At 40.1% G+C, this 25573-nt stretch carries 21 protein-coding genes and 1 pseudogene; 12 read left to right on the forward strand and 10 right to left on the reverse strand.

The genetic code is table 11. From position 1 onward, the window contains the following. Positions 1 to 384: 384 nt before the first annotated feature. Positions 385 to 1728, reverse strand: a complete 1344-nt coding sequence (gene glnA / locus FXV91_RS01570) for a type I glutamate--ammonia ligase (RefSeq protein WP_229387659.1) — start codon at positions 1726 to 1728, stop codon at positions 385 to 387. Positions 1729 to 2072: 344 nt separating this feature from the next. On the opposite strand from glnA, the gene FXV91_RS01575 reads away from it, so the two are divergent. Continuing rightward, positions 2073 to 2555 carry a TspO/MBR family protein gene (locus FXV91_RS01575; protein ID WP_229387661.1) on the forward strand — a complete coding sequence of 161 codons (483 nt, stop codon included), beginning with the start codon at positions 2073 to 2075 and terminating at the stop codon, positions 2553 to 2555. 159 nt (positions 2556 to 2714) lie between these two features. Here FXV91_RS01575 and FXV91_RS01580 read toward each other — a convergent pair whose 3' ends face one another. The 6 genes from FXV91_RS01580 to FXV91_RS01605 form a co-directional block, all read right to left on the reverse strand. Further along, positions 2715 to 2939 carry a DUF1059 domain-containing protein gene (locus tag FXV91_RS01580; protein WP_229387663.1) on the reverse strand — a complete coding sequence of 75 codons (225 nt, stop codon included), beginning with the start codon at positions 2937 to 2939 and terminating at the stop codon, positions 2715 to 2717. A 141-nt stretch (positions 2940 to 3080) separates the two neighbouring features. Next, complete coding sequence (locus FXV91_RS01585; RefSeq protein WP_229387665.1) at positions 3081 to 3389, reverse strand: Hsp20/alpha crystallin family protein; 309 nt, start codon at positions 3387 to 3389, stop codon at positions 3081 to 3083. Positions 3390 to 3442: 53 nt separating this feature from the next. Further along, a complete protein-coding gene (locus FXV91_RS01590) occupies positions 3443 to 3742 on the reverse strand; it encodes an Hsp20 family protein (protein WP_229387667.1) in 300 nt (99 codons plus the stop codon). Positions 3743 to 4094: 352 nt separating this feature from the next. Next, complete coding sequence (locus FXV91_RS01595; protein ID WP_229387669.1) at positions 4095 to 4523, reverse strand: hypothetical protein; 429 nt, start codon at positions 4521 to 4523, stop codon at positions 4095 to 4097. Positions 4524 to 4621: 98 nt separating this feature from the next. After that, positions 4622 to 4960 carry a P-II family nitrogen regulator gene (locus tag FXV91_RS01600; protein WP_229388565.1) on the reverse strand — a complete coding sequence of 113 codons (339 nt, stop codon included), beginning with the start codon at positions 4958 to 4960 and terminating at the stop codon, positions 4622 to 4624. Positions 4961 to 4970: 10 nt separating this feature from the next. Then, positions 4971 to 6380, reverse strand: coding sequence for an ammonium transporter (locus FXV91_RS01605; RefSeq protein WP_229387671.1), 1410 nt, complete (start codon positions 6378 to 6380; stop codon positions 4971 to 4973). Positions 6381 to 7256: 876 nt separating this feature from the next. Between FXV91_RS01605 and FXV91_RS01610 the strand changes: the two genes are divergently transcribed. Further along, on the forward strand, positions 7257 to 8246 hold the full coding sequence (locus FXV91_RS01610) for an ATP-binding cassette domain-containing protein (RefSeq protein WP_229387673.1): 990 nt from the start codon (positions 7257 to 7259) through the stop codon (positions 8244 to 8246). Next, complete coding sequence (locus FXV91_RS01615) at positions 8243 to 9076, forward strand: ABC transporter permease (protein ID WP_229387675.1); 834 nt, start codon at positions 8243 to 8245, stop codon at positions 9074 to 9076. Before FXV91_RS01610 ends, FXV91_RS01615 begins: the two co-directional genes overlap by 4 nt. Before the next feature lie 235 nt (positions 9077 to 9311). On the opposite strand, the pseudogene FXV91_RS01620 reads toward FXV91_RS01615, so the two are convergent. Together FXV91_RS01620 and FXV91_RS01625 are read right to left on the reverse strand one after the other, a co-directional pair. After that, a pseudogene (locus FXV91_RS01620) lies at positions 9312 to 10122 on the reverse strand (IS5 family transposase). 819 nt (positions 10123 to 10941) lie between these two features. Further along, positions 10942 to 11079 carry a hypothetical protein gene (locus tag FXV91_RS01625; RefSeq protein WP_229387677.1) on the reverse strand — a complete coding sequence of 46 codons (138 nt, stop codon included), beginning with the start codon at positions 11077 to 11079 and terminating at the stop codon, positions 10942 to 10944. 2647 nt (positions 11080 to 13726) lie between these two features. Between FXV91_RS01625 and FXV91_RS01630 the strand changes: the two genes are divergently transcribed. The 6 genes from FXV91_RS01630 to FXV91_RS01655 all read left to right on the forward strand — a co-directional run bounded on the left by FXV91_RS01630 (position 13727) and on the right by FXV91_RS01655 (position 20192). Further along, a complete protein-coding gene (locus FXV91_RS01630) occupies positions 13727 to 14443 on the forward strand; it encodes an ABC transporter ATP-binding protein (RefSeq protein ID WP_255679841.1) in 717 nt (238 codons plus the stop codon). Further along, positions 14444 to 15682, forward strand: a complete 1239-nt coding sequence (locus FXV91_RS01635; RefSeq protein WP_229387678.1) for a COG1361 S-layer family protein — start codon at positions 14444 to 14446, stop codon at positions 15680 to 15682. Between the two features lie 47 nt (positions 15683 to 15729). After that, positions 15730 to 16944, forward strand: a complete 1215-nt coding sequence (locus tag FXV91_RS01640) for an ABC transporter permease (protein ID WP_229387680.1) — start codon at positions 15730 to 15732, stop codon at positions 16942 to 16944. A gap of 202 nt (positions 16945 to 17146) precedes the next feature. Continuing rightward, positions 17147 to 17632, forward strand: coding sequence for an HTH domain-containing protein (locus tag FXV91_RS01645; protein WP_229387682.1), 486 nt, complete (start codon positions 17147 to 17149; stop codon positions 17630 to 17632). Positions 17633 to 17757: 125 nt separating this feature from the next. Then, complete coding sequence (locus FXV91_RS01650; RefSeq protein ID WP_345945459.1) at positions 17758 to 18645, forward strand: ABC transporter ATP-binding protein; 888 nt, start codon at positions 17758 to 17760, stop codon at positions 18643 to 18645. A gap of 290 nt (positions 18646 to 18935) precedes the next feature. After that, positions 18936 to 20192, forward strand: a complete 1257-nt coding sequence (locus tag FXV91_RS01655) for a COG1361 S-layer family protein (protein WP_229387684.1) — start codon at positions 18936 to 18938, stop codon at positions 20190 to 20192. A 455-nt stretch (positions 20193 to 20647) separates the two neighbouring features. On the opposite strand, the gene FXV91_RS01660 is transcribed toward FXV91_RS01655, so the two are convergent. Then, positions 20648 to 21985 carry an MEDS domain-containing protein gene (locus FXV91_RS01660; RefSeq protein WP_229387686.1) on the reverse strand — a complete coding sequence of 446 codons (1338 nt, stop codon included), beginning with the start codon at positions 21983 to 21985 and terminating at the stop codon, positions 20648 to 20650. A gap of 515 nt (positions 21986 to 22500) precedes the next feature. On the opposite strand from FXV91_RS01660, the gene FXV91_RS01665 reads away from it, so the two are divergent. The 3 genes from FXV91_RS01665 to FXV91_RS01675 all read left to right on the forward strand — a co-directional run bounded on the left by FXV91_RS01665 (position 22501) and on the right by FXV91_RS01675 (position 25506). Beyond that, positions 22501 to 23715 carry an ABC transporter permease gene (locus tag FXV91_RS01665; RefSeq protein ID WP_229387688.1) on the forward strand — a complete coding sequence of 405 codons (1215 nt, stop codon included), beginning with the start codon at positions 22501 to 22503 and terminating at the stop codon, positions 23713 to 23715. A gap of 326 nt (positions 23716 to 24041) precedes the next feature. Beyond that, entirely contained in the window at positions 24042 to 24650 is a 609-nt protein-coding gene (locus FXV91_RS01670; RefSeq protein WP_229387690.1) for a flavin reductase family protein, read from the forward strand. Positions 24651 to 24768: 118 nt separating this feature from the next. Continuing rightward, positions 24769 to 25506 (forward strand): flavodoxin family protein, encoded by a 738-nt coding sequence (locus tag FXV91_RS01675; RefSeq protein WP_229387692.1) that lies wholly within the window; start codon positions 24769 to 24771, stop codon positions 25504 to 25506. Positions 25507 to 25573 lie beyond the last annotated feature (67 nt).

Genomic DNA, 25573 nt, shown 5'->3' on the forward strand with positions numbered 1-25573 from the left:
TTAGACCCGTAAGCAGTTTGCAATGATCCCCTACTCAGAATTACCAGCTTTTTTTGCTTAAAAGAACTTTTAGATACTGCGGCCTACCAAAAAAGTAAAAATCAAACTTGAAAAGGTTGAACTGAAATTCTAAATTTCTTGAGGAAAGCATTTTTATACTGAAATCCTTTTTCGGTCCGACTTTTCTGAAGAAAGTAGAATAATTATTTATCTAGATGAAATATATTCCTCTTACAAAGAGAAAATCTCTCCATTTCTTAGTCAGACTGATTTTTTAGAAATATAAGCACACCTGCCGGACAGGGTGTGCCTTCTGATTTCGAGTTCTGTTCTTAGTTTCATTAATATTTTCCGGCTTACTGTATCACTTCAGAATGATTATCCTTACAACATAGGGAGGTATCTGGCAAGTTCCCAGGGATGAACCATTGCTTTGTATTCATTCCATTCCATCTCTTTCGCACAGAGATAGTGGCCGAATACATGGTCTCCGAGAACTTCTTTTACGAATGCACTGCCTTTCATCTCATCCGTTGCTTCCTTGAGATCTGCAGGAAGGGAGCGAATTCCTCTTTCTTCGCGTTCTTTTTCCGTAAGGTGGAAGATGTTTACGTTGGTGGGCTCTCCAGGGTCGATCTTGTTTTTAATCCCATCAAGACCAGCTCTGAGCATGAGGGCAAAGGCAAGGTAGGGGTTACATGCCGGGTCCGGACATCTGAGTTCGACTCTTGTCCCGTTACCCCGGGTAGCAGGAATACGGATCAGGGAACTCCTGTTCGTTGCAGACCAGGTGATGTAAACCGGAGCTTCATATCCGGGAACGATCCTCTTGTAGGAGTTTACTACAGGGTTTGTAACAGCTGCAAACTCTCTTATGTGCTTTAAGAGTCCGCCAATATAATACATTGCGTCCTGGGAAAGTTTGGTGGGGGTGTCAGGGTCATGGAAGGCATTTTCTCCATCCTTGAAAAGGGATTGGTTGCTGTGCATTCCTGAGCCGTTTACTCCGAAAAGGGGCTTTGGCATGAAGGAAGCGTAGTACCCCTTGTGATATGCAATGGATTTTACTACGTATTTGAAAGTCACGACATTGTCTGCCGTGCTGAGTACATCGCCGAATCTGAAGTCGATCTCATGTTGGGAAGGTGCTACTTCATGATGAGATGCCTCTATCTTGAATCCCATATGTTCCAGGGCATAGTCAATGTCTCTGCGTACATCCTGTGCACGGTCAAGGGGTGCGAAGTCGAAGTATCCGCCCTGGTCAGTAAGTTCGGTTGTAGGGTTTCCGTTTGCATCAAGCTTAAAAAGGAAAAATTCAAGTTCCGGTCCTACGTTCATCGAGAAGCCCATTTTTTCGGCTTCTTTGATTGCGCTCTTCAGGACGTACCTCGGGTCTCCTTTGAAGGGGTTTCCATCAGGAAGGTATACGTCTCCAAGAATCCTGGCGACTGCGCCGGTTGCAGGCCTCCAGGGAAGAATCCTGAATGTAGAAGGATCAAGCACGAGTTTCATGTCAGACTCTTCAATCCTTGTAAAACCCTGGATCGAAGATCCGTCAAACATTACGCCGTTTTCAAAAGCTTCTTCCAGTTGTTCTGCGGGAATTGCCCAGCTTTTGATGATGCCGAGTGTATCCGTAAACTGAGTCCGGATAAACTTTACGTCTCGCTCTTTTACAGCCTCTAACACGTCTTCTTTAGTCGTACACTTTTTCATCTGCACCATTTGATTTCATCCTCACTAGGCATTAGGTAACCATTTACCTACCTAATATTATATATAGTTTTCTATATTTTGTATGGCATAGGATACGCTCAAAACTCTAGACAGGACTAAACAGGTTCTAAAATTATTTCTATAATTCATCCCCACTTCACTACATATATTTCAACATCCTATATATAAAACTCATTCCAGAAGGGATAGATTTCTCAATGGAGCTTAAAATTTAATTCTTTTTTCTGGCAGATTTGCCAAAATGCTTTAACACCTGGGAACAGGAAGTTAAAGCTTTTTTCTAATCTTAAAATTAATGAGCCTTGAAATGCAATATATTTGTGAGGTCTTATATGTTTCAGAAAGTAAATCTGTTCAGGCTTCTGGTATCCGTAATAATCTGTCAGTTAGCGGGAGCAATTGGTTCCATATTTACATCTTCTTCTCTTGAAAGCTGGTATATTTTGCTTGAAAAACCCGCTTTCAATCCTCCGTCCTGGGTATTTTTCCCTGTCTGGACTACTCTTTACACTTTTATGGGAATCTCCCTTTATCTTGTATGGGAAAAGGGACTGCAACAGAGAGAAGTCAAAGTAGGTATCTTCCTTTTCGGATTACAGCTGGGCCTTAATATACTCTGGTCTTTGTTGTTCTTCGGATTGAAAGCTCCTTATTATGCCTTTCTTGAGATTCTTGTGCTCTGGTTTGCAATTTTATTGACGTCCATACAGTTCTGGAAAGTCTCAAAAAAAGCTTCCATGCTCCTTATCCCTTATATCCTCTGGGTCAGTTTTGCCGCGCTGCTTAATTATCAGATATGGGTTCTCAATACATGAATATTATATTTCCACCAATAATATTTCACACAAAAATTGAATTCTTCAGTATAGAGCGATGGCTGTCCTGAAGTTCTAAGTTCTATTATTGACTGAACCTGCATTTATGAAAGAGCTCTGAAAAAAGACTATACCCGGAAAATCCGGGTAAACTTTGAGTTAAGGGGAATCAGTATGGAGGGCGCCACAACCGCAACTTCTTCCTAGAAGGGTTGATACACGATGCTTGAGATGGTGAATATCATCTTCGGACATCTTTTCAAGTTCTTCTTTGTGTTCTTTTTCTATATGGTCAAACATAGCTTTTTCGACTTCTTCAAGCTCATTACCAGCAGCCATAAAGTTGCATTTGAACCCCAGATCGCCGCACTTAACAATTTTCATAGTATCTCCTCTCGCAGTAAAAATTGATCAAAATAGTCTTCTTTCTATTCAAATTAAATATAATAAAAATTAATTGGATATAAAACTAAGTCTTTCCTGGTTTTTTCTCTCTGTACGGCGCTTTTTGCTATCTTCAATTTTTTAATCTATCGGAACATATCTTGCGCAAACAAAGCCTTCTTTGTAAGGGACTTTTATCGTGAGCATTCCATTATTGTTTACTGCAATAGCCTCTTCCGGGTCTACGGGCCCGTCCAGGAAAAAAGATCCCAGGTATTCAACAGTTTCACTGTAGGCTTTAATATAGAAACTATTTTCATGCACCACAAGCGTTATATGCTCGTCCATAACGTCCGGAAGTTCAACCTCTATGGTAAGGCTCTCATGTTTATCATCGTGATACATAGCTATAATCGGGGTTTTTATTATCCTGGGCACGGGACTTTTCATTAATGTTCCCCCCTCTGAGATAAATTATTCAACCTATTGTCTCAAATATCCACTTATTCAATCTTCACGTCCACTGCACTTTCAAAAGGCTGCTGATAAGGCACAGTGACCTTCAGTACACCATTTGAGTAGGTTGCAGTAGCTTTTTCCGGACTTATCGGACAGCATACTGCATAACTGTCTGCATACTCAACCCCTTCTTTGGTAGCCTTTACATAAAAGCCGTCTTCCACAACCTTGAATGAAATATTTTCCTTTTCCACTCCTGGAAGAACTACTTCTATCTTCAAATTTTCATATGTGTCGTCTGGATACGCGCAAATAGCCGGTGATAACCTCAAAATGTCAGCCATAACATTCCCCCAAATAAAATCGCTAACTAAGATATTTATATGTATCTTATCTATTTATTTCACTATATTCAGAATCGAAAACAGCGTGTATACAGGGAATGATATGTTTTTGATCTTTATCATCAATTAAGCTCAAAGAAATTCATATTTATGTAAAAACAAACTGTATAACTAAACTGTATAACTAAACTGTATAACTAAACTGTATAACTAAACTGTATAACTAAACTGTATAACTAAACTGTATAACTAAACTGTATAACTAAACTGTATAAAACAAAACGTGTAATACAAATAAAAAAGCATTCAAAGAAAAAAATATTAAAAGGTTCCTGTATAAGGGGAATCTTCTTCAAAGTTTCAGGATTCCCAGGTCAAGGATCAGGGACAGGGCAATTGCTATTACTGAGAACACTGAGATTACATAGTAATTTGCACGCTCTTTTGAGACGGAAAGGCTCCAGAGAAGATATTCCATTCCTTCAAGTTCTTTTTCTGAAAGTTTCTGTCTGGTCCTTACCTTTTCAAGTAGATTCAGGTCTTTAACTACACTAAACCTTCGCTTCGCGATATGGTACCTGTGTGTGAAGAACCATAAATAACCTGTGACTCCAAGATACCATATTGCCTTCCCCCAGAAAATGCTATAGTGGTCAGCTATAATTATACTCCTCAGCAGGATTGCGGAAACCAGTCCTACCCAGAAATACAGATTGATAACGGGCATGCCGTATCCTCGGGAAATCTCGAAGGTCGGAGTTTCTGATTTTAGTTCGGTCATTATGGTACCTTGCCTTATTCCGTGAATCTTTTCCGTATTTAATTATGAGTTAAGATTAGAAAAGAAAGAAGTTAAAAAGGAACAAAAGAGGTACCCGGTTAAAGGGCATCTCCATTCCTTTCTCCCGTTCTTATTCTGACTACTGTTTCAATAGGGATTACGAAGATTTTTCCATCCCCTATTTCTCCAGTATAGGCTGTGCTCTGGATCAATTGTATGATTTCTTCGACCTTATCTTCCGATACAACTACTTCTACTTTGGTTTTTGGAAGAAGATCCACACAATATTTTTTACCTCTCCATTGCTGCACAATCCCTTTTTGCTGGCCACGCCCTTTAACATCAATAACTGTCAGGCTTGGAAATCCGGCCTCTTCCAGGGCATCCTTTACCTGATGCAGTTTCAGGGGCTTTATGATTGCTTCTATCTTGCACATTTTGGTCATTTTATTCCTCCCTCATCAGGTATTCAGGGTATGCTCTGATTCCGTGCTCGCAAATATCCAGACCCATGATTTCTTCTTCTTCGCTAACCCTGAGCCCTATTACTGCATCCAGGATCTTGAAGATTACGAATGAGAGCCCAAAGCCCCAGACAATGGTCGCTATTACTGCCACAAACTGTATTAGCAGGAGGCTTACCCCTCCTCCGTAGAAGAGTCCGGGAACTGCGGCAGCGTACGAAGCATCTGCAAGGATGCCGTTTCCGATACCTATCGAGAAAAGCCCGACAGAGATCAGTCCCCAGCTTCCACAGTATCCATGTACAGCAATCGCACCTACAGGGTCATCAAGCTTCAGTTTGTTCTCATTGAACATGACTCCCGCATAGATAATTACTCCGGCAATTGCACCGATCAACAGGGCAGCCCAGTTAGAAACGGAGCCACAGGGTGCAGTGATTGCTACAAGTCCGCCTAGAAGCCCGTTTGCACTCAGCGAGGGATCTGGCTTTCCGGTCTTCATCCAGGTGATAGCCATGGTCACAACTGCGCCGGCAGCACCTGCCAGGAAGGTGTTGACTATGACAAGGTTCATGTAAGCGTCGTTTCCGCTAAGGGTACTTCCACCGTTGAATCCTATCCACCCGAGGGCAAGAATAAGAGTTCCCAGGAAGGCAAAGGTCAGGTTGTGACCAGGAATCGGCACAGCTTTTCCATTTCTGAATTTGCCTATCCTTGCGCCCACGAGAAGTACACCTGCAAGAGCTGAATATCCTCCAATAGAGTGCACAACTCCAGAGCCTGCGAAATCGTGATGAGCCACTCCGATTGCCTTTACTATCGGGCTTTCGGCTCCGCTCAGGAGGGCAAAGTCAGCTCCGCTCCATACCCAGTGCCCATACACAGGGTAAATTACAGCTACCATCATGACACAATATACAAGGTATGCCTTGAAATTAGTCCTCTCAGCCATTGCTCCCGAAACTATGGTAGCTCCAGTGGCTGCGAAAACCATCTGGAAGAACCAGGAGTTCCACATTGCGTTGTCCGCACCTGCAAGAAAGAACTGGTCCGTTCCTATAAGTCCCGCTGCATCAGCTCCATACATCACTCCCCAGCCTACGGCCCAGTAAACCAGGATCCCGAGAATTACCGTCATGAAGTTTTTCATCAGGATATTAGCCGTGTTTTTACTTCTCGTAAGCCCGGTTTCTACCAGAGAGAAACCAGCATGCATAAAGAATACCAGTCCACTTGCCACAAGCAGCCATACGAATGTGAGTGCAGTTTGCAATCCTTCAATAGCTTCTGCATTTTCCTCTACCGTTGCAGCAAATGCTGGTGAGGATAGCGCAATAAATATCATACAGGTAATTATCAGTAATCTTCCTATTTTTTGTACATTTTTCAACATACTGCTCTTTTGCCTCCTTCTTTTCTATAGGCAACCGGTAAGTGCTTGTCTACCTAATAATATATATAAATTGCGCTCATATATTCGATTTATTTTTTTGCTTGTTAAAAAACGAGATGATTAGTTATATAATTTAAAAATATGGCAATGTTTGGTTTTTCTGGTCTATATTAGATTGATACGCAGGCTTATGGCCGGGCATTTTAATACTAAAATTAAGCTTCTGCATAATTTTAAGTGCCTGATGGCTACAAAAGATTAGACGTTAATAGAAGTAGGTCACTACGCGGACAAAAAGCAAATCAATATAGACAGGAAGTATATCCCTGTAAGGATACAATGGAATTTCAGTCTCGCCTTTTTCGGAACTTTCATAAACCCTTAAGTTATTGTCATCGGATTTTTTAAGAGCAGTTTTTCAAAGTTTATTCTAATTAAAATATCCAGAATTTCTCAGTTGTTCCAAAAGAAGAGTAACGGCTTTCGCCAACCCTGATCTTATATAAAGATATCTCCTTCTTATTTATGGTCCCTGTTGAGCAAACATGGTTATGTAAAAGTTATTTTCAAAAAAACAAACTCGGGAAAGTTATCCGGCATTCAATCCATGAAAAAAGAAAGATTAAGCAGGATCTTAAATGTCTCATGTGCACTGAAAACGGAAAACAATGAGCCTATGAGAGGTTAGTTCAGAACCTTTATTTCCTAATTATATAAGCCTTCTGAGGCACAACTACTTGTGTAAAACTATCTAGATATTTATCCGAACTTAATTGTTTCAGCGAATATCCTTAACATCCTGTCATTCGAAATTGGGGTTCAATCGGGTGATGGAGTACGTTTTGTAGGTAAGGGAAAAAGGGGGTTGATTTACAGGTGACCGCAAATGTCATAGAGGTAAATAATCTTGAGCACTCATATGGCTCTGTAAAAGCCGTTGATAATATCAGTTTTACTGTAAAAGAGGGGGAAATATTCTCATTTCTCGGCCCAAACGGAGCGGGCAAGAGCACTGTGATTAATATTCTTACAACGCTTCGGAAGATCCAGAAAGGGGAGGCCAGAGTTAATGGGTATGATGTGGCAAAGGAATCAAAATCTGTAAGAAAATCAATAGGCATTGTCTTTCAGATGCTTTGCCTTGACCATGAAATGACTGTTTGTGAGAATCTGGAATATCATGGTAAGATTTACTCAATGCCAAAAAAAGACCGAAAAAACCGCATCGAAGAGCTTTTAAAGCTAACAGAGCTGGAAAATAAAAGGGATACCCTCGCAAAAGATCTGAGCGGTGGTATGAAGCGAAGGCTTGAGCTTGCAAGGGGATTAATGACAAAACCTGCAGTCCTTTTCCTGGATGAGCCAACAATAGGTTTTGACATCCAGACCCGAATGAGGATGTGGGAGTATTTGAGAGAGATTAAGAGAGAAGGCACTACGATATTCCTGACAACCCACTATATGGAAGAAGCTGATCAGCTCAGTGATAGGATAAGCATAATTGACCATGGAAAAATAATCGTAACCGGAACTGCAAATGAATTGAAGAATAAACTCGGTAAAGACCTCATTTATCTGGAAACCAGTGATAATAAAGCTGCTGCAGAGGTTTTAAGGGCGATCAGCTCGGTAAAAACCGTAACAGAAGATACAAAATCTCTTCGAGTGATGATCGGGGAAGATGTTACTCACGTACTTCCTCAGATTATAGAAAGGATCAGAAAGGCAGGAGTGGAGATTACAACCGTAAATATCAAAAAGCCTTCAATGGATGATGTTTTTGTCCACTATACCGGACATGACTTGAGGGAAGGAGAACCACAGGAAAAATACGAAGGAATGGAAACAGCGGGGGTCTCCGAATGAATTTTGAATTTCGTGCCATATACTGGAGAGATATGCTGAAATTTTTCAGGTTCAAATCAATGCTCATAACTTCATTGATTCAGCCTGTGATGTGGCTTGCATTTTTCGGGCTCGCAATGTCAGAGAGTTTTGATCAACTGACTTCTCTTGTCCCACCCATCGAAGGAGTCCAGAATGTTACTTACCTTTCCTATATGGGCGCCGGAATAATTGCCATGGATGTGCTGTTTAGTAGCCTTTTTGGGGGAACTTCTCTTATGTTTGACAAAAAATTTAGCTTGCTGAGGGAAACTCTCGCAAGTCCAGTCCCCAGAGCTCATATTATTCTGGGTGTCGGGCTTTCCGGCGTAACAAAGGCGTTTATTCAAACATCCATGATAATAGGATTCGGGAAACTGATTGGAATGGATTTCTTTTTGGGGTATACACTAACTGAAACTGTTTTCGCAATCATAGGCATCTTTTTACTTGTAGCAGTTTTCACTCTGGGATTCCTCTTCCTCTCAGGTTCTATTGCTATTACCATTGAGAACCCTGAAGGAATGCAGTCGATTCTTACCCTGCTCAGCATGCCCCTGTTCTTCGTAAGCAATGCATTATATCCCGTTGATGCCTTCCCTGCTGTCCTCAGGTTTCTCTCAATGTTCAACCCGCTGACACTTCTGGCAGACGGAATCCGCTACTTTGCTTTAGGGAATAACTTCTCTGTAATGGGTATTCATTATATGTATACGCCAGCGGATATTATCGTGTCTTTCCTGGGTCTTCTGTTCTTCGCCCTCGCAATGTTAGCCACGTCACTATGGAGGTTCAATAAAGTAGATGTGTAAAATACTGATAGGATTTCCTTTTTCCTCGCTTTTCATTTTGAATCACAACACTGTCTGCAAAGAAGGCAGTCTTAAATACGGGCATGATAGCCCGTAATATCTATTTTTCGAAAAAAAATTTCGAAATTATATAGTCGGACTCATGCGTTTCTCATTTCGAAGTAACCTCTGATTTTCGTTTTTTTAGATGAGAGTATTCGGTTTTCTTAGAGCGTGTCTGAATATTATATTTTTCTTATTCGGTTAACGTTTTGATACGAGCCAGTCTTTTAATCATATATGTTGTATTAATTGCAGCATATACCAATGCTTGACTTGATTCTGTCAAACCTTCGTAATCTTTACTCAAAGKCKATATCGACCCAGCCAYGCAAATGTCCGCTCTACAATCCATCTGTGAGGAAGTACTTTAAMGCCTTTGACATCGTCGCGCTTAACTATTTCCAGTACCCATCCACACATTACATTGACCCAATCAACCAGTTTATCCGAGTAACCAGCATCAGCCCAAATTAACTTCAACCGAGAAAATCTTCCAGTAACTTGTTCCATAATAATTTTAGCCCCATCTCGATCCTGAATATTTGCTGCATGAACTATAACCATTAACAGTAATCCTATTGTATCCACCAGAATGCGGCGTTTTCTCCCTTTTACTTTCTTGGCAGCATGATAGCCGCGTATTCCTGGTGTTTCTGTGGTTTTAACTGACTGGCTATCTAAAATCGCTGCATTTGGCTTTGTTTCTCTTTCATATGCAATTCTCAGTTTAGTTCTCAGTGAAGCATTTATACGTTCCCGGGTTCCTTTAAGTCACCAAAGACGGAAATAGTGGTAGACATTTTCCATGGTGGAAATTCGGGGGGTAACATTCGCCAGGCACAACCAGAACGTAACAAATAAAAGATTGCATTCAATATTTCTCGATAGGAATGAACGCGCTTTCTACCTCGATTCATTCTGGGATTCCGGAAATAAGGCTTAATTAGTTCCTGTCCTTTATCGGATAATTCACCAGGATAAAGTCTTCTAGATCGTTCTGGCATGACGACCAATCGGGTTATAAGAATTATTTAATTTTAAGACAGGCTCTAAGAAATCTAGCAATAGCTTCCTGTATGGTAATCCCTGTAATGCTCTTTTTATTTCCCTTTTATTTTAACTATACTCCGGTTCAGAATAAAAAAGCAGAAAAAAGGCAAATACTGATATGAACGAAAAATAGTTCCGGGTACAAAAATTAGAGTTAAATACTACCCAAAAAAAGCTTCCTATCAATCTTTTTGGTAACTATTCAGTGTATCTGAAATCAGTCTATAGATGCTGATCTAGAATTGTCTAAACATGTAATGGCCAGTCCGAAAACCTGAAAAAGACAATTAATAGCAATTAGTCAAAGAATCTAAGTTCCCATAACCTGTTCATTAAACATTAAATAAGACGGCTAAAGATATTGTTTTACCCTGGTTGAATAGTTACTTTTTTTGTTTCTTTATATTTTTTGGATACATTACAATTTGTCTGGCAGCGGTACTTTATAATTTCTGGATTAAATAATTTACAAGAACCAGGGAAAGTTTTCTCCGGCAGGAGTGTTTTTACATAATACTCGTGTTCGTACGTAATACTCGTGTTAGGTGGTATTTAACAGGCTAGATATTGCTTTTTTCTTTAGCGGTCGACTGCAAATTTGTGCGAAGCAGAAAGAAATAACCTGGGATGCCGTTCTCGGACATTTTGAAACATCTAATCAATTGACCAGGGATCATCTGAAAACACTTTTCGGAAAAAAAGCCTGTTTTTCAAATAAATAAGATTTAAGAAGCTTAAATTTTTATATTTTTCCTGATTCCTTTATTGATTTGTCAAAAATCCTCAAGATTTTGACTTTCAACCGGAATAAATCTCCAGATCGAATTAACTAAGCTCAGGAGGAACATCATCATATATGGTAGATTTATTCCGGCTGAAGTTCTTACTTTTTCACTTTCCCTTCCAAACAATTTCTCTCAGATTGGATCACCTGTTGAGCAGGTACTTTGAGACTGTACTATTTCATTGTTCAAAGACCGATCAGTAAACATCTAAACAGGCACTTACCTGTTAAGGACTCCATAGCCGCCAATCTGTATTATTTTTAACTGTATTATCTGTATATAGAAAGTTATCTTTGTATAGCTCAAGTAGAAAAACATTATACTTCCCTCCACTCCTTAATGCTGTTCTTTCTCGTTCAAAGCCATTTTTCCTTAGAAGCTGATCTCAAACCTATCTTATTCTGAAATTATAGTTTTTTCATGATCATTTTTCATTATCCGAAACTTGATTGGTTCTCTAAGCTCCTGGTTCAAAGGAACAAATTTGTTTTGAGATTAGCTCTTAACTTACTTCGGGTTGCTCTTAAACTGACATTGAGTTCAATTTTTTAATATTTCAGTTTATACAACTTCTTTTCGCCAACCCCCTCTCGCGCTTTTATACTCCCAGAACTTTATATTGGAACTATACTAGAAACCAAATAATTGCAGAGACATCCAGCTAAAAAACTTAAAGTTTCTAAGGTTTTTAAATTCGATATCTAGGATCTTTGTATGCAGCGAATGAATATATTTAGACGCCATCTTCTTTTTGAGGTTGCAAGTTCCACTTTTAATCATTGAAGGAGTATCAATATACAGGTGTATTACGAATTTATATATAATGTAAAGAACAAGTACTCCTTACAAATAGTAATCTTTAAGTATTTTGATACAGAATATTTCATTAAGTCAAGCAACTGTGCTGTCTATGCGTTCTGTTTTTTTCATTAAATCCTTTAATTCCTTTAGCATAGTCTCTGTCAGGGAAATATTACCTCTAAAAAATATCCTGTTCCTCTCTGAAATTAATGTTTTTTATGTAATCTCAAATTTGTGACGGTTACTTCTCTTATATTTCGAAGAGTATATTAAAACAGTAAAAGCCATCTCATAAATTAAAAAAATGCAGTTAAATAAGGCAAATATTTATAATATATGGAAAATGTAAAAAAGTTATACTTAAATACTTACTTCGTAAAGATAAAGTTGCCTGAAAAGCAGGCAACTTAATATGTATATTTTGATTTTTCGTTAGTATTGCTGCTTAATTAGAAGCAGTAAAACAGCTTGAGGAATGTTGACTCGTAGGTTACTTTGACAGTTTTATAGATAAGGCTGAAGTACATATCAGTTCCCTCCACTCTTTTCCTGTATTTTGTTCATACCCCGTTATGCACCTGTCTTCTGCAATGAGCTTATCAGGATCATATACGCTCCCTGTAGCCCAGCAGTTTCCTCCTTACAGCTCAATTAGAAGCAGTAAACTAACTTGAGGAAAGTTGACTCATAGCTATATGAGATAGTTTTATAGATAAGGCTGAAGTACATATCAGTTCCCTCCACTCTTTTCCTGTATTTTGTTCGTCCCCCGTTATACACCCGTCTTCTGCAATCGAGCTTATCAGAGTATCATAAATATAAATGCTCCCTGTAGCCCGGCAGTTTCCTCTTTACAGCTCAATTAGAAGCTGTAAAACAGCTTGAGGAATGTTGACTCGTAGGTTACTTTGACAGTTTTATAGATAAGGCTGAAGTACATATCAGTTCCCTCCACTCTATATTTTTGTTCACTTTTCACGGCTAACTATATTTCCAGGCTTTCGGCCTCAGTAGCCTATTTAGAATAACTTAATTGCAAAGTTGATATTAGTCAGGAATGCAAAGAACTGGCTAAAGTTGAATGTCAGGATCATGTTTATTCCCTCCACATTTCATTGGAATTTATATTCTTTCCACACGGTGCTTGTGTACATGCCTTTGAGTACACTTTTCTGAAACTTTTGTTTGCAGCCTTCTTTACCAAGCCTCCAAAGCTTGTTACTCTTTCAGCCACTTAGAAAGATTATTAATGGGAATTTCTTTTCTTCTTGGGATCTACAGTTTAAGATTCTAACCGGCAGTGGCTATATCTAGCTATATTTATCAGATTATATAAATTGGACAGAATTACATCTCCTTACGAATTATAGTTCTTAATTATTTAGAGGTAAATACCTGTATGACGGAATATATATTTTTAATTCGGTAGATGCCTAATGTTTCACTCCGGTTTTAACCTCTATCTAAATGTTTGGATGCTTGCCACGGTTTGATGAATAACTTCTTCGAACAGATTAGTTCAGAGGCTATGTTTTTCCTATTTTTTCTATTACGTTTATCAGCCGATACATGAGAGAAAGCAGTTTAAAATAAAAAAGTCAGTTCTTAGGATAAAAGCATAAATTTTCTGCTAAAGCTTTGTGTTTCCTAAAATAATCTCCAACTTTGGTTTATACTGTCCAAATTATGCTTATTTTGTGCATGACAATTTTAGGTAAAAATCGTGTCTGAAGCTTAAGGGTCTATTCAAGAGTCCAAAACAGTGTAGCTAGTGCTCGCTTTCAAAGTTAAGTTTTAAAAGCCTGCACAGGTAACTATAAATCGACATCAATTGAACTTGAAATTCTATAATTAAGAAATAATTTAGAGAGCATAGGTTAAAATGTATTTTCTTACATAAGGGATAAAAACAATTGAGATTATTCAATGTAATTTCTTCTGATCATGTCTCAGTAAAAATGGGGAGGGGGATATGAACATTAATAAAGATAGTTTACCTGACAATAGGTTACCTATTGTTGAGGTTTCTAATGTAAGGAAAAGTTATGTACTTGGAGACATGGAGGTTCCAGTACTCTCAGGTATTAACCTTACAATCGAAATGGGAGAATTCCTGGCGATTATGGGCCCATCAGGCTCCGGAAAAAGTACTCTTATGAACCTTATAGGCTGCCTTGACCGACCTACGGGGGGGCAGGTCCTTATAAGGGGGAATAATCTGCACAAAATGTCGGATGAAGAACTTGCCCGCCTCCGGGGGCTTGAAATAGGTTTCGTTTTTCAGACTTTCAACCTTGTTTCTCGCCTAACCGCTTTTGAGAACGTTTTGCTCCCTACTTTCGCCAATTCGAGGAGCACCGATCCACAAAAGCGTGCAAAGGAACTTCTGACACTTATGGGACTGCAGGACCGTATGCATCACAGACCGGGGGAGCTTTCTGGAGGTCAATCCCAGAGAGTCTCAATTGCACGGGCACTCATTAACGATCCTTCGATCCTCCTTGCTGATGAACCAACTGGAAACTTGGACTCTAAAACAGGCTCTGAAATCCTGCGAATATTCATGGATTTGAACAACGAGGGAAGAACAATAGTAATAGTTACACACGACCCTGAGATCGCAAAATATGCTGATAGGGTTGTCCTGGTAAAAGATGGAGTAATTCAGTATAACTTAGGTGGGGAATGAATGAAATTAATTAAAGAGCGTATTATTGCAGCCTTTTTTTCTTTAATTCTGATTGCCTCCGTTTTTGCGTTTCCGGCTTCTGCAGCTGTAGGGAGTGCAAACTTGAAAGTAACGATCGTCGAAACAAATCCTTATCCTGCAAAGATAGGAGAATATCTGACTCTGAACTTACAGGTGGAAAATATCGGAGGGGACAAAGCCGGTAACGTTGACATCGAAATAGTTCCTAAGTATCCTTTCTCTCTGTCAGAGGCAAATACTGTACAGAACATCGGAGCTCTTAATCCTGGCAGGACTGCTACAAAGGAGTTCTATCTATATGTTGACAAGGATGCTCAAAAAGGAGTCCGATCAATTGATATCCGTACAAGAGCCGATAAAAGCAGTCCATGGAGTGAAAAAACTTTCGATATAAGGATAGGTACTGAAACCTTTGACAGCAAAGGCACTGTTGAGCTTGCAGAAATAATCTCGTCTCCCGAAGTCTTTATGCCTGGAGATAAGGGTACTGTAACAGTAACTCTTAGAAATACAGCAACAAATCCTACTGTTTCTATCGATGGGAAAGATTACGATACCAATGCGAGGATACAAGCTGCTGTTTTGAGGCCTCTATCTAATGGAATAACGGTTCTGGACGCTCCATATTATGAAATGGGGCTTCTGGGCCCAGGGGATAGTATCAAATTAACCTTTAATGTTGAGGTTGAAGAGGATGCGAGGGAAGGAGTTCATAATTTTGAGCTTACAATCGAGGGAAACTCCTTTGACTACAATAGCCGGAAGAGCATTCCCCTTGAAGTTGATTCTTCGAATATAAAGGTAATTCCTTCAAAACCACTAAGGTTGGTAGATGGGAAAGCAACCGTAGAATTTGATGTAGCAAATACTCACCCTAATGAGCTCAACTCTGTCAGTATAAAACCTGAAGCTGAAGGTGTAAAGTTTTATCCTGTCGAATACTTCATCGGACCTATGGATCCTGACGAACTTTTCACAATAGAGTTTGATGCAATGACTGACAATTCCTCGGATGCCGGTAAGGAAGCTTCGGGATATACAAATATGTCTGTTACTGCAAGCTACAACAATGGGATTAACAGGCATGAAAACGTTGCAGGTAACCTGAATCTTGAAACTGATTCCATGCCTTCTGAGACAAACTCTACAGTTGCAATTGCGGGTGTAATTGCTATATTTATCCCTGCAGCCTTCCTACTGTACAGAAGGAAAAAATAATGAGTGGATAAGGGTTTACTAAATTATCATATTTATGGGGGTAAAATATGATACAATTTGTGCAAGCAGCCCGTATTGCTTCTGGGAGCATACGCAGTTCCAAGCTTCGATCTGTGCTCACAACACTGGGAATTGTGATAGGTGTTGCAGCGGTAGTCATAAATGCATCTCTTGGTGCCAGCTTTAACCAGTTTTTTACCGATGAGGTCACCTCTGTGGGCTCAAATTTTATAATTGCGTATAGTGACCAGCCAAACCTTTTTTATCAAAGTGAGCTTGAAATAATTGAAAATACTCCAGGAATCTCCGGAGTTTCTCCCAGAAAAACAATATCCGGAGAGATTAGTTATCTTTCAGATACTAAAAGCGTGAGTATCGTAGGTGTGAATGGGGACTTTCAGGAAATCCAGGGAATTAAGATGGAAGATGGGAGTTTCCTGACTGATAAGGATATTTACTCTGCTGTTCTTGGGTATGACCTTGCAAAAAAGGAATTTGGCAGGAGTATTTCGCATAGAAGTACTGTTGATATTGCATTCCGGCAGGAGAATGGTACACTCGTAAGAAAAAGTTTCAAAGTAAAAGGGATTCTGGAGGATTCAAAAGAAACCATTGTCGGGGGAGATGGCAGTACAGATATGATAATTTATATTCCTATTTCGACCATGAATGAAATGGCCGGGGAACAGGATTACGGGACTTTCTTCGCTATGGCAGAAAGTTCTGAGAATATTCGCGATATTTCGGATAATGTGGATAAGCGGCTTGCTCGGAACTTCGGAATCCCTGATAGGGATCTCGATGATGAAGACGCAAAACCTTATACCGTTTTTAATCAGGCAGATGTTCTTGAAGAGACTGGAGCATTAGGAAAAGCTTTGAGTTCTTTCCTGCTGGTCCTTGCTTTAGTTTCACTGTTCGTGGGTTCGATAGGAATAATGAATATTATGCTCGTAACAGTTACCGAACGCACAAGGGAAATTGGTATAATGAAGTCTGTAGGTTACAGCAGTTCTAATATCCAATCCCTTTTTTTACTGGAATCCGTAATGGTCAGCTTCTTAGGAGGTCTGGTGGGTACTGCAATAGGCGGTTTTGGAGCCTACATTCTTGAAGAGGCTCTCAAACTTCCCCCAGTATTTCCTTTCATGCTAATTGAAATCGGAATTCTGGTTTCGGTCCTTGTAGGTGTAGGTGCAGGACTGTATCCCGCAAGAAAAGCTGCAAGCATGAATCCTGTAGATGCTTTAAGGTATGAGTAAGGGTCTTCAAGTTTAAAGAAACGACCCTTATTCTTTAGCATTTTTCTTTTTTCAGCGTCCTTCAGCTCTTTTCATTCCGCAGTTTTTTCAGTTATCTTTTTTAGCCAGCCCAATTAAGAATTAACGGGTTAGAATAACTTTAAGTAACTTCTATTTACATTATTTTTACAAAATACTAAAAGTAGTAAACGATTGAATGATTATGGATCAGATTGATAGGGAGTTCATTAATTTTTATCAACGGGTTGGCAAAGCCTACGGAATGGACAGCCTCACTTCAACTATAGTTGCCAGGCTTTTTATCGAACCTGGAGAGGTTTCAATTAAAGAACTTGCTGAGGAGACCGGTTATTCTCTGGCTTCGGTAAGCAACAAGGTCCGTCAGCTTGAGCCCTCAGGCTTTATTGTGAAAAGGACAAAGCCCGGAACAAGGAAAATCTATGTAAGGGCAGACAAGGATGTATTAAGGGTCGCTATCGGACAATTGATCAGGACACAGGCAGGCGAAATTCAACCTGTAATTACTGAAATCCCTCATATGATCGAGCACTATCGAAATGAAGACCTCAGTGAGGTTCAGCAGAAAAAAATTGAAATCCTTAAACGGTACCATAAAGATATGCTCAAGCTTGATATCTTACTTGAAGAAATGATATCTAAACTTGAAAATATGAATCAAGAGAACTAATTCTTTTGTGAATTTTTCTTATTATATAATGTAGATGACAAACACTTAAGAGTAAGAAATGCTGATATTGTACATCATCTCAATAGGATAATACTTTCAAAGTTTGAACAAATGGCGGAGTGGACATGGAGCCCACAATATTTGATCGTAAAATTTCTTCTCCCGGAGATTCGAACCCGGAAGTAGACAGAAATAGTGGAACTGAAGAAGAGTTATCTCCTGAAGAAAGCCTCTTTGTCTCTGATGAAACTTCAGACGAAGGGCCCTTTAAATGTGAACTGCCCCATTCCGGTCGCCCGGACAGTGGTATCAGAAAAGAAAATCTGAATAAAGGAGCCCCTGTAATAGAAGTTATCAATGTCAAAAAGAGTTACATTCTGGGAGACACGGAAGTCCCTATTCTCAGCGATATCAACCTGACAGTAAGGGAAGGAGAATTTCTTGCTATAATGGGTCCTTCAGGATCAGGAAAAAGTACACTTATGAACCTCATAGGTTTTCTTGACAGGCCTACAGAAGGGAAGATCATAATTAAAGGACTTGATATCAATAAACTATCTGATAAGGAGGTCGCTAGGCTCAGAGGGCTTGAGATCGGCTTTGTTTTCCAGACCTTTAACCTGATTCCAAGGCTTACTGCTCTTGAAAACGTAGAACTGCCCACCTACGCTAACACAAGAGAAGGTGTGGATACGCGCAAAAGGGCAAAAGACCTTCTTAAAATGGTGGGGCTTGAGGATCGCATGAACCATAAACCCGGTGAACTTTCTGGAGGGCAATCTCAAAGGGTCGCTATTGCCAGAGCTCTTATCAATGACCCGGCAATCCTCCTTGCGGATGAGCCCACAGGAAATCTGGACTCTAAAACAGGTTGTGAAATTCTTGGTATGTTTACCAGGCTTAACGAAGGTGGCAGGACAATCATAATGATTACTCATGATCCTGAGATTGCAAAATATGCTGATAGGGTAGTGCTCGTAAAAGACGGAATAGTCCAGAGCAATTCGGAGTAATCTGGGCTAGTTCTGAACATTCCGTATATAGGATAATCCAATTGTCTGAACAATCCAATTGTCTGAACAATCCAATTGTCTGAACAATCCAATTGTCTGAACAATCCAATTGTCTGAACAATCCAATTGTCTGAACAATCCAATTGTCTGAACAATCCAATTGTCTGAACAATCCAATTCTCTAAATAATCCAATACACCGAATAGTCCGGGATACTCTGAATAGCCCCGAGTAATCCAGAACACCCTTAACAATTAATTTCCAAATTTAGTCAATCAGGATGAGTTAGAATGAAAATACCGGAAACCCCAATTACTTTTGTTGTTATTTTTCTGCTTTTAGTTTCATCTATTTTTGCGGTACCTGCATCTGCGGCAACTACCAGTGCAAATCTGAAAGTTACAATAGTTGAAACAAACCCTTACCCTGCAAAGATAGGAGAGTATCTGGACATGACAGTTCAGGTAGAAAATGTAGGTAGAGACCGGGCAGATAATGTTGACATTGAAATAGTCCCTAACTATCCCTTTTCCCTTGATTCTCAGACAAACGCAGTACAGAATATCGGGGCTCTTGCTCCCGACAAATTTGCATCCAAAGAGTTTCACCTTTTCGTGGACAAGAATGCTCAGAAGGGAATAAGGTCAATTGACATTCGTACAAGGACCGATAAAAACAGCCCATGGAGTGAGAAAACTTTTGATATAAGGATAGGTACTGAAACCTTTGACAGTAAAGGTACTCTGGAACTCAAAGAGGTAGTCTCTAACCCTGAAGCTTTCATGCCCGGAGATAGAGGTACTGTTACAGTAACTCTCAGCAATACAGCAACTGCGCCTACAGTGACTATCGATGGAAAAGACTATGATACCAATGCGAGAATTCAGGCTGCGGTTTTGAGGCCGTTGTCTGATGGAGTAATTGTTCTTGATGCCCCTTACGGAGAGATGGGGCTACTTGGTCCCGGAGATAGCATTAAACTCACATTTAACGTTATGGTTTCTGAGGATTCAAGTGAAGGGAGTCATAACCTTGAACTTGCAATCGAGGGCAATTCTTTTGATTACAACAGCCGGAAGAATATCCCTCTTGAAGTTGATTCCTCGAATGTAAAGGTTATTCCTTCAAAGGCCCTCAGGCTGGTAAACGGCGAAGCTACACTCGAGTTTGACGTAGCAAATACCCACCCAAATGAACTTAATTCTGTCAGCATAAGACCTGAAGCCGATGGGGTGGAATTTTACCCTGCCGAATATTTTATCGGGCCCATGGATGCTGATGAGCTTTTCACAATAGAGTTTGATGCTGTGACAGATCCATCTTCAGAAAACATAGGGGAAACCTCTGAACCGATTAATCTTAGCCTTTCTGCAAATTATGGCAACGGCATAAACAAACACGAAAATCTGGTAAGCAACCTTCGTATTCAACAGGTTGAGGAAAACCAGGGGACCAGTTCAGGTCTGATTTTAATTGGCATCCTGCTTGTCGTCCTGGCTGCTACCGGTGCACTGATTTATAGAAAAAAACAGCGGAAAAACAAATGAGTATTCCGAAAAGCCTGGAGTAATTCCAAAACCGTGCCTTTTAAGAGCTTTGAATCTCTATAAGTAGGAGTTCAAACAGGCTTTTCTATATTCATTGGAAGATAGGCAGTAACAGACTTCATACTGCGTTTACAGCCTCTGTAATGAGCCAGAGGCTGTTACAGTAATCCAGCAGCCTCTGGAGCTTACTGGTTTTCTTGGTCAGGCATATCCAGCCGGATCTGGCTTCTTTTTGAAAGACTTCTTAACTTTAGTTAGTTCTTAATTTCAGCTTTCTTTTTTAATTTAGTTCCCTTTTTTAATTTAGTTTCTTTTCAATTTAGTTTCCTTTCTCTGTAGCTGGTTTTCCAGTTTCAGTTTCCTGGTTCAGGTGCAGAGTTAGTTTTCTTGGATCTTTTTCCTTTAAGAGAAGAGTTTATTTTCTTCATTTTATTTTCTGAGATGGATGGTTTTTCCTATTCTAGCGGAAGGGTGAAGGTGAATGTACTTCCTTTTCCTACCTCTGAGTCAACCCAGATCTTTCCGCCGTGAAGATCTACGAAATTCCTCACAATATATAAACCAAGGCCGGCTCCACCGTACCCGCGGGCTGCGGAAGAATCAGCCTGAGTAAAGGGCATAAATATTTTTTCGTAGCTCTCCTTTGAAAGCCCTATTCCATTATCCGAAACCTTAATTTCAAGGTCCCCGTCTTTTTTGCAGGCACTGATAATTACTTTTCCTCTCGCTGGAGTAAACTTTATGGCGTTGCTGACCAGGTTGTACAGGATCTGCCGGAATTTTGTAATATCAGCCTTAACATTCCCTACGGATGAGTCTATGTTCAGTTCAACAGTAATTTTCTTAACCGAAGCAGGTGACAGGAGGCTCACTCTCACCTCTCCTATGAGGCTTGCAACGTCCACATCCTCGTACTTGAGGGTCGTTTCACCAGCTTCAAGTCTTGAGATGTCAAGCAGGTTATTAATAATTTCAAGCAGGTTTTTCCCGCTTATCAGGATATTGTTAACATACTTTGATTGTTTTGTATTCATGGGCCCAAAAGCTCCTTCCATCAACAGGTCAGAGAAGCCTATTACTGAATTAAGGGGAGTTCGAAGCTCATGGCTCATATTCATTATGAAACTGTTCTTTACCCTGTTTGTGGCTTCAGCATCTTTTTTTGCTTTGAGAAGGGTTGTTTCAAGCTCTTTTTGTCCATTTACATCGCATGTGTTCACCAGATATTCCCATTTGTCTTTTCTTTTAAAGAGAACGCCCCTTTTCTCCACGAGCTCAAGAAGTGTGCTGCCCGATAATCCTCCAAGCGGGAAACTATAGAGAAAAGTGAGGTTTCTTCTACTATCCTGATCAATTTCTTCAAGGTTTTTTTCTAATCTTTCAAGGAAGGGATTGAAGGAGCTCCCAGCTGTATTAAAATCGAGATTTATTCTGAATCCAGAAAATCCTTCGGAAATAGCTTTTCCACCCCTCCCCTCCATGAGTTCTTTTAATGCTGATTCAAACAGGAGGATACTTTCTGAAAGTGTGCCTACCGGCATAATCTCTAATTGAGATGAAGTGATATATTTTCCAACATCCAATCCTGTTTTCTCAAGTTCACTCTTTGCTCTTTCGGCTGCCAGCGAATCCGGGACGATCCAGATGCAATGCTCTTCCCTGTCAATTCCCTGCTTAAAATAGGCAACAAGTAGTTCTGTCAGTTCTTCGCTATTGTCGTATACGGCGGAGAGCTGGGAGCTCTGTGGAATGCTTGAAAAGAGTTCGGGGTATTCGTCAGTATTTTTTATCAAATTTTTCCCCCTCCATGTGTTTACAATAAGCGCATTCTCAGCGCGCAGTCCGGTTTTAATGGGGCATGAAGCAGAGGCTGTGGAGGTATATAGGATAACTTCTATTGCTCTGAATCCCGTTTAAAGTGTTTGGGAAATGTTTCTAAATTTCAGGGCAACATTTAATTTCTATCTTTTATTTCTTCTTAACTTTCTACATTTCATACTTATGCTTATATTTTCTATCATATAACATCAGCATATATAAGAAATGTGCTAATTTATAATGTTTTAAAGTTAGTTCAGCTTCTACACCTCTATTACAGCAGAATACCCGAAGGAACCTTCCCATTTCTTGTAATGGTCTATTATATATTTGTAAACCAATATCTATTGGTTTTTATAGAAAATTAATAATCATCGGATTGTTTGAAGGTAAAGCCTCCTTAAGAGGTAAAAGAACTTTAACGTTTTCATGCCTGCTTGAAGCTTCAGATAGAGTTTAAGCAGCCCGGATTTTTTGAATGGGAGGTCGTATGCTGAAGGTAAGGCAAGCTATCGGTATATCCCTTGGAAGTATCGCGAGTGCAAAGCTCCGCTCAGGTCTGACAACTCTTGGTATTATCATAGGGATTGCTGCAGTGGTTGCAAATGTCTCCCTTGGGGAAAGTTTTAATGTTTTTTTTGAAGAAGAAATTAATGCCCAGGGTTCCAACTTTATTATTGTTTACAGCCAGGAACCTAACCTTTTTTACAACAATGAGCTTCAATTAATAGAAAAAACTCCCGGGATCAGCGGAGTTTCTCCAATAAAACAGCAACTAGGGGAAGTGACCTACTTCTCTCAAACAAAAAATATTGACATTGCAGGAGTAACCGGGGACTATGAGAATACCGCTAACATTATTATGGAAAGTGGTAGTTTCATAAGCGACCAGGATGCTTTTTCCGCAGCCATCGGATCTAAGGTTGCAAATGAGAAATTCGACAGGAACATTTCTTCCCGCAGTTCAATAGACATTACCCTGCGCCTGGAAGGAGGCAGGACAGTAACCCGAACGTTCAAGGTTAAAGGCATCATTGAAAGCCTGAACACTTCGTTTGTCGGAGGGGGAATCGATAGAGACGTGACCATCTTTATCCCTGTTTCAACCATCAACCAGATGCTTGAAGAAGATGATTTTTCAGCCTTTTTTGCCATGTCTGACAACATTGAGGATGTGGTAGAAACCTCGGACGAAGTGGACAAGCGGCTTGCCCGGAACTTTGGAGTATCTTCAAGGGATCTTGATGATGAGGACTCAAAACCCTACCGCATTTTTAATCAGGCAGACGTCCTTGAGCAGACAAACCAGCTTGCTGATACTCTGAGGAATTTCCTTGTTGCAGTGGCCCTCATCTCCCTGCTTGTAGGCTCGATAGGAATAATGAATATAATGCTTGTTACAGTTACTGAGCGCACTAGGGAAATAGGGATTATGAAGGCACTTGGCTTCTCAAGTACTGATATCCTTATTCTCTTTATTATCGAGTCTATTATTCTCAGCCTGTTTGGAGGACTTCTGGGATTAGCGGTTGGAATTGTGGGGGCCTATGCCATCACAACTGCTCTTGATTTGCCATTCCTGTACCCTCATTATGTTTTCGAGGTCGGGATTCTCGTTGCAGTTATTGTAGGGGTTGCTGCAGGGGTTTATCCGGCAAACAAAGCAGCAAAACTGGCTCCTGTGGATGCACTGAGGCATGAGTAAAAAGGAGGGCAGGGAGCTTGAGTTTTTATAGTCCAGAAGTTTTCTTTTTCTTTATTTCTTTCCTCCCATTTTGTCTTGTTTCAGGGTTAGTATTTTTTCTCAAACCTTTTATGCTCCCATCTACGCAGGCATTTATATTCGGTGCAATTATATCTTAGTCTATATCACAGCAGAAACCGGAACGCTAATTAAAGATCGGGGGAATACTTCTACAATAACGGATTTACAATAGCAAATTTCTTAATTTATCCTTCCCGGGTTAGTAGAAAGGACATTATGTAATGTAAACCCAGATTTTTGTTTATACAGCATTGTGGAGGTAAAGGGTGGAAACCGGAGAAAAAATAGCCATTGGTGCCAGGAATTTCCTTTATCCTATGCCCACTATTCTTGTGGGTGCCGATGTGAATGGAAAGCCAAACTACCTGACAGTTGCTTTTTGCGGAATTGTGCAGGCAAGTCCTCCAATGATCGCAGTTACCCTGGGCAAAATGCACTATACAAATGAAGGAATTAAAGAAAACAATTGCTTCAGCGTGAATATTCCTTCTAGAGATATGGTTGAGGCTACGGATTACTGCGGCATAGTTTCCGGAAAAAAAGTAGACAAATCCGACATCTTCAAAACTTTCTACGGAAAGCTCGAAAAAGCTCCCATGATCCGGAAGTGCCCTGTAAACCTTGAGTGCAGGCTCGTGGATACTCTTGATTTCGGAGGGACCAATGAAGTTTTTATTGGCGAGATTGTGGAAAGCTATGCAGAAGAACAATACCTTTGTAACGGAGTTCCTGATATAGAAAAGGTCAAACCTATCGTTTTTTCAATGTACGACAATAACTACTGGGGAATCGGAGAACATCTGGGTAAAGCATGGTGTGCGGGAAAAAAATTCCGCGAAAACATTAATGAAGACAGAAACGAAACTGATAGGTAGAAGGATGGCTCTCTTTGCAGATGTCGATAAACGGTCTTAGACCTGCTTCAGGTTGTTTTGAGCCGTCTTTTCTTCAGCTCATCACATTTAGTTTTCATGGAATACAGGGGGTTGTTGTATGAAAATAACAGTATTCAGCGGGAGCCATAAAGGCAGGGAAGGAAACACCCTTATTATGGTCGAGGAATTTCTGAAAGGGGCAGAAGAAGCAGGGGCAGAAACTGAAAATATCATTCTTGCCGAGAAAAATATAAGACGTTGCAGGGGAAAATTTGAGTGCTGGCTCAAGACTCCCGGAATATGTACTATCCGTGACGATATGGATGATTTGCTTCCAATGTTTATGGCTTCGGATATCGTAGTCTTTGCATGTCCTGTATATTTTGATAACGTTCCTTCCGTAATGAAAAATTTTATAGAGAGGCTTGCTCCATTCCTTCTCCCTCAATTTGAGGAGGACGGAATGGGCGAGTACAGGCACGTTAAACGTTACGAGACGTATCCGAAATTCGTTGTGGTTTCAAACGCCGGGCTGCCAGGACAGACAAATTTCGATGTAGGACGCCTTTTTTTCAGGCGGCTGGCAAGAACTTTTCACACCGAACTGATTGCAGAAATCTACAGGGGAGAAGGGGAAATTTTCAGGGGCACAAATAATATTATGTTAAAGCCTCTGATCGGAAAATACAAAAAGCTGCTCAGGTCCGCTGGCAAAGAAATCGTCGAAAATCAGGCGCTTTCAGAAAAAACAATTAAAGACCTTGAGAAACCAATTGTGCCTCCGAGCCTGTACATAAAGTTCGGAAACGAAGAATGGGATCGGCTAATTAAAGAATATCAAAAAGGAGAAAAATAAAACGAGTATTCTTTTCCCTCTCCGGATTCTTTAGTAGTCTGCAGTAGCTGAACTCTGCTGGTACTAA

Source organism: Methanosarcina sp. DH2 (genome assembly GCF_020804225.1).
Lineage (GTDB): Archaea > Halobacteriota > Methanosarcinia > Methanosarcinales > Methanosarcinaceae > Methanosarcina.

Coding starts and splice junctions, on each gene's coding strand:
- FXV91_RS01585 (WP_229387665.1), bottom strand. CDS start 3,389: ATGAAAAGTCCCGTGCCCAGGATAATAAAAACCCCGATTATAGCTATG.
- FXV91_RS01655 (WP_229387684.1), top strand. CDS start 18,936: ATGAAAATACCGGAAACCCCAATTACTTTTGTTGTTATTTTTCTGCTT.
- FXV91_RS01615 (WP_229387675.1), top strand. CDS start 8,243: ATGAATTTTGAATTTCGTGCCATATACTGGAGAGATATGCTGAAATTT.
- FXV91_RS01580 (WP_229387663.1), bottom strand. CDS start 2,939: ATGAAAATTGTTAAGTGCGGCGATCTGGGGTTCAAATGCAACTTTATG.
- FXV91_RS01635 (WP_229387678.1), top strand. CDS start 14,444: ATGAAATTAATTAAAGAGCGTATTATTGCAGCCTTTTTTTCTTTAATT.
- FXV91_RS01665 (WP_229387688.1), top strand. CDS start 22,501: ATGCTGAAGGTAAGGCAAGCTATCGGTATATCCCTTGGAAGTATCGCG.
- FXV91_RS01605 (WP_229387671.1), bottom strand. CDS start 6,380: ATGTTGAAAAATGTACAAAAAATAGGAAGATTACTGATAATTACCTGT.
- glnA (WP_229387659.1), bottom strand. CDS start 1,728: ATGGTGCAGATGAAAAAGTGTACGACTAAAGAAGACGTGTTAGAGGCT.
- FXV91_RS01600 (WP_229388565.1), bottom strand. CDS start 4,960: ATGTGCAAGATAGAAGCAATCATAAAGCCCCTGAAACTGCATCAGGTA.
- FXV91_RS01630 (WP_255679841.1), top strand. CDS start 13,727: ATGAACATTAATAAAGATAGTTTACCTGACAATAGGTTACCTATTGTT.
- FXV91_RS01590 (WP_229387667.1), bottom strand. CDS start 3,742: ATGGCTGACATTTTGAGGTTATCACCGGCTATTTGCGCGTATCCAGAC.
- FXV91_RS01645 (WP_229387682.1), top strand. CDS start 17,147: ATGGATCAGATTGATAGGGAGTTCATTAATTTTTATCAACGGGTTGGC.
- FXV91_RS01675 (WP_229387692.1), top strand. CDS start 24,769: ATGAAAATAACAGTATTCAGCGGGAGCCATAAAGGCAGGGAAGGAAAC.
- FXV91_RS01640 (WP_229387680.1), top strand. CDS start 15,730: ATGATACAATTTGTGCAAGCAGCCCGTATTGCTTCTGGGAGCATACGC.
- FXV91_RS01575 (WP_229387661.1), top strand. CDS start 2,073: ATGTTTCAGAAAGTAAATCTGTTCAGGCTTCTGGTATCCGTAATAATC.
- FXV91_RS01595 (WP_229387669.1), bottom strand. CDS start 4,523: ATGACCGAACTAAAATCAGAAACTCCGACCTTCGAGATTTCCCGAGGA.
- FXV91_RS01650 (WP_345945459.1), top strand. CDS start 17,758: ATGGAGCCCACAATATTTGATCGTAAAATTTCTTCTCCCGGAGATTCG.